Annotated in this window: 7 protein-coding genes and 1 riboswitch; of the genes, 5 read left to right on the top strand and 2 right to left on the bottom strand. The window is 57.2% G+C overall.

Annotation, left to right across the window (positions count from 1 at the left end):
* Window positions 1-501: 501 nt before the first annotated feature.
* Entirely contained in the window at window positions 502-855 is a 354-nt protein-coding gene (locus G536_RS30035; protein ID WP_245575884.1) for a PX domain-containing protein, read from the bottom strand.
* A gap of 312 nt (window positions 856-1167) precedes the next feature.
* Between G536_RS30035 and G536_RS0123910 the strand changes: the two genes are divergently transcribed.
* From G536_RS0123910 to G536_RS0123890, 5 genes are all read left to right on the top strand, one after another.
* Window positions 1168-2178, top strand: coding sequence for a hypothetical protein (locus tag G536_RS0123910; RefSeq protein WP_022826141.1), 1011 nt, complete (start codon window positions 1168-1170; stop codon window positions 2176-2178).
* 628 nt (window positions 2179-2806) lie between these two features.
* Window positions 2807-2898, top strand: a riboswitch (SAM riboswitch).
* 474 nt (window positions 2899-3372) lie between these two features.
* Window positions 3373-6399, top strand: a complete 3027-nt coding sequence (locus tag G536_RS0123905; RefSeq protein ID WP_245575883.1) for a SusC/RagA family TonB-linked outer membrane protein — start codon at window positions 3373-3375, stop codon at window positions 6397-6399.
* Window positions 6400-6412: 13 nt separating this feature from the next.
* Entirely contained in the window at window positions 6413-7768 is a 1356-nt protein-coding gene (locus G536_RS0123900; protein ID WP_022826139.1) for a RagB/SusD family nutrient uptake outer membrane protein, read from the top strand.
* A gap of 199 nt (window positions 7769-7967) precedes the next feature.
* The gene (locus G536_RS29625; RefSeq protein ID WP_071837807.1) at window positions 7968-10679 is read left to right on the top strand and encodes a M14 family zinc carboxypeptidase; all 2712 of its coding nucleotides are present in this window, start codon (window positions 7968-7970) and stop codon (window positions 10677-10679) included.
* Between the two features lie 536 nt (window positions 10680-11215).
* A complete protein-coding gene (locus tag G536_RS0123890) occupies window positions 11216-11746 on the top strand; it encodes a hypothetical protein (RefSeq protein WP_211223355.1) in 531 nt (176 codons plus the stop codon).
* Between the two features lie 18 nt (window positions 11747-11764).
* Here G536_RS0123890 and G536_RS0123885 read toward each other — a convergent pair whose 3' ends face one another.
* Window positions 11765-12484 (bottom strand): SIMPL domain-containing protein, encoded by a 720-nt coding sequence (locus G536_RS0123885; RefSeq protein WP_022826136.1) that lies wholly within the window; start codon window positions 12482-12484, stop codon window positions 11765-11767.
* Between the last annotated feature and the right edge of the window lie 31 nt (window positions 12485-12515).

Below are 12515 nucleotides of genomic sequence, written 5' to 3'. Positions count from 1 at the left end.
CGTGTGCGGGCTGAGAACATAAAGATGTGTACTGATCAAGAAAGCGTTTGCTACAGCATTGCCATACGTAGCTTGCTTGCTAAACTATAGTAGAAACCAAAGTTTGCAGAAGCACTGAATGGCCCAGCAATTTCTCTCATAAACTTACCCTCATAGGTATAGCATCTTAGCTGCTTTGTGCCCCCAATTACCACATGCATAATCCCAACCAACAAACACTGGGGTTACGGCATGCAAACCAGGTTATGATAATCCCTTTAAGGCTACTCTTCCTTCCTCGTCTTGTTGAATGTGCCCAGTGCTACCGGCCACTGTAACGAAACTGAATAGCCTTAGCAGAGAGCAAACCGGGACGCCGCAGCACACGGGCGAATCATTGGTTCTACCAGAATATGCGCAGGTTTAGCGGCGACAACTAACTGCAATGCCTGCGTTCAAGGCTGAGGCAAAAACAGAAGGCTACCCTGAATCAAGGAGGAAAAAGCGGTAGCTGCATCCTCCTCACTGTCCACTCAACATCAGCACAGAAAGAGCTTCTCCTGCACCAACCAGCCCGACGCAGCACCGATGTAACGCCGCGGAAGATAGCACACTATGAGGGGCTAGCGTATCGCTAAACAACTGAACGTAGCCCGCCAGCAACTCCTGTTGCATCGCACTCATTTCTTCGCTGCCCGACAAGGCCGCCTTTACGGCCTGCCATTCTCCTGCCGTGTCCACCGAGCAGTGAATATAGGCTTTTGCGAGTACGTCCGCCGTATCACGCAAATTTTGCTGTACACGCATTAGTGCTTCTTGCAATGCTTGTAGCTGCTGCTCATCCAGTAATTTATAGAGCGCATTCAGTAGCCCCAAACGAGTACTGAAATGCTCGTAGGGAATGGGCTTCGAGACACCAGCTCGGATTGCTAAGTAACCTAGTGTTAGGCGGTCAGCACCTTTCTTTTGAATTACAAATATCTCATTATCAAGCAGTTTTACCTACACTCTGCCTTTGATAATCTACCAGCACTGCGCTGAGGGATTTTTGCATCCGAAGCGTGAACCATATTCAGGTTATCTGATTCCGATAACAACTAATATACCTACCAAAAGTAAGTTACTTTTGGTAACTTACCTGCAGTAGCTTATGTTTGTCAAAAATATTCATTAACCACTTGCATCATTATGACACAACAACCCATTCTTGTAGTTGGTGGCTCTGGTATCGTTGGCCGCTGGGTAGCTCGCCTCCTGCACGACGCACATCCTGAGATACCCTTACTACTAGGCGGCCGCGACCTTGCAAAAGCGCAAGAAGCCGCAGCCGCAGTACCAAGTGCCGAAGGCATTGCACTTAATCTCGCCGCCGAAGACTTAGGCTTGGGTCAACGCTCAGTGAGTGCTGTGGTTGTCTTATTTACGGACCATCGCCTTGCTGCGCTTCGGTTTGCTCAGACCCGCGGCATCCCACACCTAAGCATCTCGGCGGGCATCTCCGAGATGGGACCCGAGGTAGCGGCTTATGTGCACCAGCCGCAGGCTGCCCCTGTTGTATTGGGCACAGAATGGCTGGTCGGCGCTACCACTATTCCCACGCTGAAATTCGCCCAAGTATTCGGCCGGGTCCACTCCATCACGATTGGGGCGTTGCTGGATGAGCAAGACGTTACGGGCCCAGCCGGCTACACTGACTTTGAGCGCCAAAACAAGATTATGCCCGCAGCGCTTGTCCGGCGCGATGGAGCCTTTGTCTGGCAAATGGACGAGGCCAACACCACCATTCGCGCTGTGGATGGCACCGAGCAAAAAGCTGATACGTTTTCCTTCTATGACGTCCTCGGCCTGGCCACGGCGACTGGTGCGCCGAATGTGCAGTTTAAGCTGGCGTTTGGCATCAGTTCTTCCCGCCGTCAAGGCAAGCCGATGTCCACGGAAATACTCATCGACCTTGCTGGGGAAGACCACGCAGGGCAGCCGCTACACACCCGACACGCGGTAGTGCATCCGCAAGGACAAATGCCGCTGACGGGCCTAGGCATTACTCTGCTGTTGGAGCGGTTGCTCGGGCTAGACGGCCGGCCGGCGGTCCAGCCTGGGCTTTATTTCCCGTACCAGCTCCTAGAGCCCAGCACGTATTTAACCCGCTTTCAGCAGATTGGTGGCCAAATATTGACGCTAGAGGTAGCGCCGGAGTAGGAATTGTCTCAACCATTCCTTTGCCCCTAACCCAATAACGACTTTAGTGGAGTGTCACCTCTTTCTATTCCGCCAACAACAATTTCCTCCACATCTACTCGTCGCACTCAGTGCCGTGGCTAAGCATTGGAGATTTAGCAAGTTCTCGACTGCTCTCGCGTGGCAATTGATCAACCTGCCCGCGATTCCGCTTTGCTTTACAAATCATCCTGGCCCGCCGAAACAATGACGCTTCTCACGGCGCTGACTGGGCTGCCAGCAGAGTTACCCTTGCTACATCAGCCCTAGAAGCTGCTGACCCCAAAGACGGATTGACCAGCTTCTAGGGCTGTTTAATTGTTTGTTCGGCAGTAATTTTCACATACTGCGCACCCCCCATACCTTTAATAATCTAATACCCGTTTTCGCTAGGTGTCGCGCTGAATATGTTGCAAATGACCTATTTGGACTATTTGACTGAGCTATTAGGAAAGCTACTGACTCGTTCAACTTCAATTAAAGCACGGCGTACATCAATTAAGTACAAAATTTTACTATACTGGATTGCACTCGGAATAAAAATTTGGATTTCTAAAAAACCCTGCATTACATTTGCAATATCAATTCTTTCCAATAAAGTAAAGGATTGTTTTTATACAGAGGCGCGGAGAGACAGGCTCGATGAACCGCCGACAACCCCCGGAACATCCGGAACGGTGCCAAGTCCTGACCATATAAAAACAACATTGCCGTGAGCACCTTCACCTTTCTTGCCGCCCCATCTGCCACTTGTGCTGCTTTGTCGCAGGCTTGTTGTGGCTTGCTGCGTCCGACTGTCTGTATGCGGATGACAGGTATGAGCTGCTAAGGACCGGGTATTCCCTTCTCTCCTTCTTGTTTGCTTAGGTAACCGCAGGCTATAGCACGCCTGGCAATTACCCTGCGCATGGACACCTGTATGTCCTGCCGGCTTTGCGCTGCCCGTTCCAACGAGCTGCCTGCACAATAGCCAAATGCTTTTTAGCATCATCACCTATCCTTTTTACTGCTGGTTTTCATCGAGTTACTCGTTGGATTATACCCACCTGTGTGCCTTTTGGGCCGTGAAATGGGAACGGGAGTTAGTCGCGACTCAGTGAAAATGCGGCTGCCAGTATTGCTTTCCTGATGCGCCATCGCGCACGGAGTTCATTCGCCACTACACTCATTTTTCATATGAAATTATCTACTCTTGGGGCGGTGCCCATGGCTTTGCTGAGCCTAGCCAGCACGAGTTTAGCTCAAACCACTCTCGTACAAACCGTGACGGGTACCATCCTCGATGCCGCCGACCGCACTCCATTGCCAGGTGTTACGGTGGTAGTGAAAGGCACCACGGTAGGCGCTTCTTCGGACTCCAACGGCCAGTTCACGCTGAACCTACCGGCGGGCAATAACACGTTGGTAATTAGCGCCGTGGGCTACGTAAGCCAGACGGCAACTGCCACGTCGGGCACCGTGAGCGTTGCGTTGAAATCCGACGTGAAGCAGCTCTCGGAAGTGGTAGTGACGGGTTACAGCGAGCAGAACCGCAAAACCCTGACCAGCGCCATTAGCTCGGTGAAGGGCGACGACTTGCGCGACATTCCGGCGGCCAGCCCCGACCAACTCTTGCAGGGCAAAGCGCCGGGCGTGCAGGTATCGGCCAACTCGGGCGTGCCGGGCGGGGGCGTGTTTATCCGCATCCGGGGCAGCAACTCCGTGAATGCCAGCAACGACCCGCTGTACGTGGTGGATGGGGTGTTTATCAACAACAGCAACCTGATTGCAACGGGCCTCGGCAACCAAGTGGCGTCCAATCCGCTGGCCGATTTGAACCCGCAGGATATCGAGAGCATGGAAATCCTAAAGGACGCCAATGCTACGGCCATTTACGGCTCGCGCGGCGCCAACGGGGTGGTGCTGATTCGGACCAAGCGCGGCAAATCTGGCGACAAAACCCGCATCACCTTCAACACTTACCACGCCGTTTCGAAAGCGCCCAAAGAGTTTGATTTGGTAACTGGTTCGGAGCTGGCAACGCTGGAAAACGAGCGGTTTCTGAATGACGGCGGCAACCCGGCGTTGCTGCCGTACCGCTCGGTAGCGTCGGGTGGTCGTGGCCTGCCGGAAGAGCAGCAAACCTACGACCGGCTGAAGGACGTGTTCCGCACGGCCCAAACCCAGAGCTACGAGTTGTCGGCGGCCGGGGGCTCCGAGAAAACGCAGTTCTATATCGGAGCAGGCTATTTCAAGCAGGAAGCCATTGCCCGACCCACTGATTTCGACCGATTCAGCTTGCGCGTCAACCTCGATAACTCGGTGAGTGACAAGCTGCGCATTGGAACGAGCACCGCCCTGACGCGCACGCACCGCAACGTGAGCAGCAACGACAACAACCCGGTGGGCGTCATCAACTCGGCGTTATATCCGCGCACCAATCTGCCGGTATACAACCCCGATGGCTCGTACGCCAAGTATGGCTCCTTCGACAACCACCAGGCCCTCATCGACAACCTCAACAACGACGCGGTGGGCACCCGCGGCATCTCGAACGTGTACGGCGAGTACCGTTTGCGCAAGAACCTAACCTTGCGCAGCAGTTGGAGCATCGACTTCAATGAGATGTACGAAAACAACTTCAACAACACGTTGATTCTGGCCGGGCAGCCGCGCGGCACCGCCACTTCCTACCTCTCGCGTGACATCACCTTGCTCAACGAGCAGACCCTGAACTACAGCGTGGATTTCGGGGAAACCCATTCGTTGCAGGCACTGGTGGGCAATACCATCCAGAAAAACACCTTCCAGCGCACCTCTCTGTTCGGCCAGCAGTTCCCGAGCAACGAGCTAACCAGCATTGCCTCGGCGGCCACCCAAACGGGCTCGTCGGCTCGCTCGGAGGCTGGGTTGCTGTCGTATTTCGGGAAGGCAACTTACAGCTTCAAGCAGCGCTACACCGCCGACTTTAGCGTGCGGGCCGATGCTTCCTCGCGCTTCGGGGCCGACCAGCGCTGGGGCTACTTCCCGGCGGTGGGGCTGGGCTGGCGCTTAGGCGAAGAGAATTTCGTTAAAGACCTGAACGTGTTTCAGGAGCTGAAGCTGCGGGTCAGCGTGGGCAGAACCGGCAACCAGGCCGGCATCAGCGACTTTGCGGCGCTGGGACTGGTGCAGGGCGGGGCCAACTACCTCGACCTGCCGGGCACCACGCCGTTGCAGCTCGCCAACCCCAACCTGAGCTGGGAATCGACTAGGCAGTGGAACGTGGGCTTGGACGCGGCCGTGCTGCAAAACCGGCTGCAACTGGAGCTGAACTACTACGACAAATCCACCTCGGGTTTGCTGCTGAACGTGCCGGTGCCGCGCAAAACCGGCTTTGCCTCGGTAGTGGAAAACTACGGCGCGGTGAGCAACAAGGGCGTGGAAGTGCAGCTGACCGCCAACTGGTTGCCTAAGGGCGCGGTGCAGTGGAGCACCACCTTCAACCTGGCCCGCAACGTGAACCGCATCGAGAAGCTGGCCGCCCCGATTACGGCCGGCTCACGCGACATTTTCCGGCTGGAAGAAGGCGCGCCGCTGTACTCGTTCTGGCTCTACCACCAAACCGGCGTGAACCCCGAGAATGGCAACGCCGAGTATGAGGACGTGAATGGCGATGGGCAACTATCGGTGGCCGACCGCAAGCTGGTGGGCAATGCCTGGCCCGATTACTTCGGGGGCGTAACCAACTCGGTGAGCTACAAAGGCTTTGATTTTGGGTTCCTGCTGAACTTCGAGCAGGGCGCGAAAATCATGAACATGAACCGCTTCTTTCTGGTGCACGGCGGTACGCAAAGCAACATCGGCTACCTGCGCGAGCAGCTGGACCGTTGGCAGCAGCCCGGCGACATCACCGACGTGCCGCGCCTGACCACCAACGCGGCCAGCAACAACTACGGCGGCGTGGTGCAGAACCTGAGCGACCGGTACCTGGAAGATGGCTCGTTTCTGCGGTTGCGCACCCTCACGCTGGGCTACACGGTGCCCAAGGAAGTGGTGGGCCGGGCGCATTTGAACTCGCTACGAGTGTACGTGCAGGCTGCCAACCTCTTCACCATCACGCCCTACTCTGGCCTCGACCCGGAAATCAACTCGCAGAGTGGGGTGCAAAACAGCAAAAACATCGACTGGGCCACGGTGCCCCAGCCCCGCACTTTCCAGGTGGGCGTAACGGTCGGATTCTAAGCCTTTATCTAAGATGAATAAGAACCTATACCGCCTTCTTTTTGCGTTCAGCGTGGCTGCGGCTACAACCGGCTTAACGGGTTGCAACGACCTGCTAGATCCTACGCCCGTGCAGCAACTCCCCGCCGACCGTGCCATTACCGATGCCGGTAGTGCGCGCTCGGCCACCATTGGGGCCTACGACCGGGTGCAGGCTTATTACCAGTTGAACTGGCCGGTGCTCGGCTTTTTGCCCGGCGAAGACGTGCGCTTCAACGGCACGCTCAACCAGTTCCTACAAATCGACCAGAACCAGCTCAGTGCCGACAACGTGCTGATTACCGAAGCCTGGACCCAGATGTACCAGGCCGTTAACGGGGCCAACAACGTTATTGCGGCGGTGCCCGGCGTGAATGACCCGCTGCTAACAGCCGCCGAAAAAAACCAATTGCTGGGCGAAGCCTACTTCCTGCGGGCCCTAGTGTATTTTGATTTGGGCCGGGGCTGGGGCGGCGTACCGCTGGTGCTGACGCCTACCCGCGGCAAAGAAAACGGCCAGGGTATCCGCCGGAGCACCCTCGCCCAAACCTACGACCAAGTGCTGGCCGACTTGAACGAGGCCGAAACTCTGCTGCCCGAAGCCGCCACCCGCAACCGGGCCGTGAAGGCCACCACCCGCGCCCTGCGCGCCCGCCTGCACCTCTACCGCCAGCAATGGACGGACGCCGAAGCGGCGGCTACGCTGGTAATTGGCAACGCCAATTACGGCTTGGTGACGCCCTACCGCACTTTTTCAACGGCGCCCTTCCTGAGCCGGGAATCCATTTTCGAGCTGACTTTCAGCAACTCCGACGCTAACAGCATGTGGAACAACTGGTTCCCGAGCGCGCTGGGCGGCCAGTTCAACTTCCAGCCGGTGCCGGCCGCCATTACGCAACTCAACGACCCGGCGGTGGGCGGCAACCGCTCCGCTTTGCTGGCTACCACCACCATTGCCGGCACCTCCACCACCTACGGCAACCTCTACAGCCGTTCGGCCCAGCGCGACGACCCTAGCTATGTGCTGCGCCTGGCCGAGCAGTACCTGATTCGGGCCGAAGCCCGCGCCAAACAAGGCAAGCTCACCGACGCCCTAGCCGATTTGAACGCCGTGCGCAGCCGCGCCGGAGTACCCGCCAGCACCGCCGCCAGCGCCGAAGCCTTGCTCTTAGCCATCGAAAACGAGCGGCGCATCGAGTTTGCCTTCGAGGCGGACCGGTGGTTCAACCTGGTGCGTACCGGCCGGGCCGGCGCGGTGCTCGGCGTCACGGATCAGCGCCGCTGGCTGTTCCCGATTCCGTTCAACGACTTGGTAGCCGACCCAGACTTGGAGCAGAATCCGGGCTATTAAGCCAGTAAGGGTTCAGGAAATAATTTCCTGTAGCCACCACAGTAACCGTCATGCTGAGCTTGCCGAAGCATCTCTCCCGCTTCGTTGCCATGACACTGTTCGGGAGAGATGCTTCGGCAAGCTCAGCATGACGGCCTCTCGAATTTCGATATAGAGAACTTCTTCATTTACACTTGCCAGTCCTTCGACTTCCATTTTTATGTTAAAACCATACTTCTCTGCTGCCCTTCTCGCGCTTGGCTTGGGCCTGACGCTGGCGCCAGCCACGGCCCAGACTGCCGGTTCCATTGCCTATTACTTCCCTAAAGCGTCGGCTGGCTCCTTCGATCCGGCCATTCCTACCCCCGAGCAGTTTTTGGGCTACCCAATTGGCTCGCACTACACCCGCACCGACCAGATTGTAGCCTACCTGCGCGAGTTGGACCGGGTGTCGGATAAAGTGAGTTTGCGGGTGCTGGGTAAGACATTTGAGGAGCGGCCCCAAGTGGTAGCCACCATTACGTCGGTAGAGCACCAGCAGAACTTAACCAAGCTGCAAGCCGAGCGCAAAGGCTTGGTAGACCCGTCGCTGCCGGCGCCCGATTATGGTAAGCTGCCGGTGGTGATTAGCCTGAACTACGGGGTGCACGGCAACGAAAGCTCTAGCTCGGAAGCTGCGCTGCTCACGGCCTATTACCTCACGGCATCCACCGCGCCCGAAACCAAGCAGTGGCTCGACCAAGCGGTTATTACCATCGACCCGCTGGAAAACCCTGATGGGCGCGACCGGGCTTCCCATTGGTTCGATCAGAACAAGTCGTGGCCCCCAGTAACCGATCCGCTGGACCGGGAGCACAATGAAGCTTGGCCCAATGGCCGTACCAACCACTTCTACACCGACCTCAACCGCGACTGGCTGGCGCTGACCCAGCCGGAAAGCCGGGCCCGGATGGCGTTCTTCCACGAGTGGTACCCCAACGTGATGATTGATTTTCACGAAATGGGCACCAGCAGCACCTACTATTTCGAGCCTACCAAGCCGCTGAGCACCGAAAACGACCTCATTCCAAGGGCCACCTACGAAGTGCTGAACGTGCACCTGGCCAAATACCACGCCCAGGCCCTCGACCAGCTTGGCGCGTTGTACTGGACCAAAGAGCAGTTCGATAATCTGTCGCCTATTTACGGCTCTACGTATCCCGATTTTCAGGGGGGCGTGGGCGTGACGTTTGAGGTGGGCAGCTCTCGCGGAATAGCGCAGGAAGGCGGCAACGGCGTGGTGAAGTTCCCGTTCACCATTCGCAACCACGTGGCCACCGGCTTGGCTACCGTGCGCGGAGCGGTGGAGGAGCGGGAACTGTACCTACGCCACCAGCGCGAGTTTTTCAGCTCGGCCCTAACGGCAGCGGGCAAGTTCCCGACCAAAGCCTACGTGTTCGGCAACGCCCAGGACCCTACGCTTACTAACCGGTTCGTGGAACTGCTGCTGCAACACAAGATTCGGGTGCACGAACTCGGCAAAACGGTAACGCTCGACAAGCAGACTTTCGAGCAGGGTAAGGCCTACGTGGTGCCCGCCGCGCAGCCTCAGTACCGCATTGTGCACTCGTTATTCGAGGAGGTTACCGCCTTCCATGATAGTATCTTCTACGACGTAACCGGTTGGAGCCAGGCCCAGGCCTACGGGCTGCCGCTGTCCAAGCAGAAAAACACTAGCCTCGTGCAGGGCACGCCCGTAACGGCCGCAAAAACCTTGGCCGGCACCGTCAATGGCGGCGCCAGCAGCTATGCTTACTTGCTGCCTTGGTCCAACTATAACGCGCCGAAAGCCTTGGTGGCGTTGCAGCAAGCTGGAATCATCGTGAAAACCGCCTTCAAACCCTTCCGTGCCGGTACCACTGCCCAGCCCATCGACTTTGGGTACGGCTCCTTGGTGGTACCGGTGGCCACGCAAAAGCTGCCCGCCGATTCGGTGTTTCAGATTGTGAGCCGGGTGAGCCGGCAGGCGCAAGTGACGTTTACCAGCGTGAACACCGGCTTCAGCGTAGGCGGTATTGATTTGGGGTCCAATAATGTACGTGCCGTGCCGGAAGTGAAAGCGGCATTGCTGGTTGGTGCCGGTACCAACGTAGCCGAAGTGGGCGAAGCGTGGTTCGTGGCCAGCCAGCATTTGGGTTTACCATTGAGCCGCATCGAGCTAAGCAACGTGGGCCGCGCCCCGCTGAGCCGCTACAGCAGCTTGGTGCTGGTGGGCGGTAGCTATGCGGCCCTAGACAAAGCTGCCGTTGATAAAATCCGGCGCTGGGTGACGGACGGTGGCACACTCATCACGCTCAAGAACGCCTCGGAGTGGGCCATCAAGCAGGGCATCGTGAAGGAGAAACTCCTAATTCCGGCCAACGGCGGCTGGGCCGACACCACGGCTTTTGCCGTGGCCGTAGCCGAAGCCACCCCACCCACCCCGAAGGCCACTCAACGCCCCAAGAAAAGCGAATTGCCCTTCGCCAAGCGCGTCGACTTCGTGGAGCAGGAGCAGGAAGGTACCCGCGCTATTGCCGGTTCAATCTACAAAGCCACCGTGGACCCCACCAACCCAATTGGGTTCGGGTTGGCCAGTCGGCAGCTGTTCATCTTCCGCAACGGCACCACCTTCCTACGCCCTAGTCGCAACCCCTACGCCACGGTGGTGCAGTACACGCCTACGCCGTTGGTAAGTGGCTACGTGTCGAAAGCCAACCTGCGGCAAATCAGCAATTCGGCGGCTGTGGTGGTCAGCAAAGCGGGCACCGGCCGGGTTATCCTCTTCGCCGACAATCCCAACTTCCGGCACTACTGGCACGGCACGGACCGCCTCTTCACCAACGCCCTGCTGTTAGGTCCGCTGCTCAACCTGCCCGAAGGCCCCTCCATCGTAGCGGCCGAAGAAGAGTAACATCCCAATAATCAGGGCCTTTTCTGGCAATAACACCACGCAGCTCCCGTGCCGCTTTATCCGGATTTGTTGTTCTGGGCAAGGCCGCACGGGGCTGTGTGTATGTAGGCAAATGCGCGTGCTATTTAACGGCTGGCTTACCGTTGTAGCGGGTGATTGACGTTTTGGGGTCAGCCTGCTGCTTGAGGTAGGCTGTGAGCAGATACTCCGAAAATAAATTTTCGGAGTATACCTTGCCGCTGCTGTGAAAATACCTATCGGCGCACCGGCTACGTAGCCGACCCAACGGCCGACACCCAAGCCTCGGCGGGCCTCAGCTTCGCGGAGCTGGAAAAGCTGAAAGCTTTGCGTGAGGTGGCCCGCAACCCCAGCGGCCTCGGCCCCTACTAATCCAGCCGAACAGCTACACAAGCTCAAGCAACTGCTGGATGCGGGTATCGTTACGGCCGAGTAATTTACGACCACGAAGGAGTGGCTAGATAAATGGTAGCGCCGGTCACCACACCTCAGACAGGTAGTACCACCATTCTACGACTTTGATAACCATGCTACTGCGAAAAGAACTGGAGCCGCAATTCGACGTTGCCGAGCAGCTGTACCCCGAAGTTTATGCAGCCCTTGTGGACTACACCGCTTTCTGTGATGCACATGGCGACGAGGACAACGCCGAAAATGACAAGCTGATGATCAAGCTACAGACGCTAACCGGCAAAGACTTGGCAGGCGTTAACCTGTGGGAGTGGTGGGAAGAAGACGGAGCAGAAAACCTGGCCTTCGCCATCAGCCTACCCAGCCCACAAAAAGTTACTAACATCACGCTCAGTGAATTAACTGAGTTAGTGCAAAGAGCACAGGGGTTTACAAAGCCCGCTAGTACTGCTACCGGTTTTCAGGCTGCCTTCTACAACACGGTGGTTTTCTCTATCAGATATTTCCACCAGCTTCTGGCGCTCAACTTCAAGGCGTACAGTCACAAGCTGTTTCAGCGAAATAAGGATAGCCAGGGAAATTACTTTGAGTATTCGACCACCGAAATAGTGGCGAAACTCTGGAATGAAAAAGCTTAACCAAGCGCGTATTCGAGTTTATTCCAGCGCCGACGACAAGCTGCATTGGCTATCGAAACGCAGCAGCTCGGGGCTCATCTTGAAGCCCTGGCCGCCGAAGCTTTTGCTGTACAGTTCAATATTGGCCGAGGGTTGGTAGCCGTTGGTATTACTGCTTTCGGGGCTGGAATTGTCCCTGGCTTCCAGCACCTCGCCGCGCTTCACGTGCAGGGCAGCGCACATTTTGTCGGCGGCTTTCACGGCATCGGCCAGAGCTAGCACGCTGGCTTCGTGGCGCAGGCTGTCGGCCTGGCTATGGCCATAGTTCAGGTCCTTGATGCGGCTGATGGGCGTGGCCAGCAACTGTTCCAGGTACGGTGAGAGTTGGCGCAGGTCGTTGATGCGCACCGTAACCGACTGGGTGGAATTGAAGCCGGCAAAAACTTCCTTGCCCTTCACGTAGGTGAATTCCTTGTTGGAGGAAGTGCTGCTCACGCGCACATCGTCGCGGCCCGGCGCGTAGCGCTTCGAGAGGGTCAGCACCTGGTCTACTACCCGCTGCACTTCGGCCACGGCATCCTTGAGGCGGGGGCGCGTGAAGGCGGCATCCACCGTCAGTTCGGCATAGTCGGGATACACCGTAACGTGGCCGTAGCCCATGCTATGCACCTGGCGCGGAGCGGTGACGGAGGGGCCAGACTGGCAGGCACTCAGCCCTAGCAGTACAGTGAAAACAGCAGCAGTAACAGAGCGAAGCATAGGCAGCAATAACGTAAGGATACGGGTGCGA

This window comes from Hymenobacter norwichensis DSM 15439 (assembly GCF_000420705.1).
Taxonomy (GTDB): domain Bacteria; phylum Bacteroidota; class Bacteroidia; order Cytophagales; family Hymenobacteraceae; genus Hymenobacter; species Hymenobacter norwichensis.
Note: the sequence above shows the minus strand (reverse complement) of the source record. Positions and strands in the feature narration are given on the sequence as shown.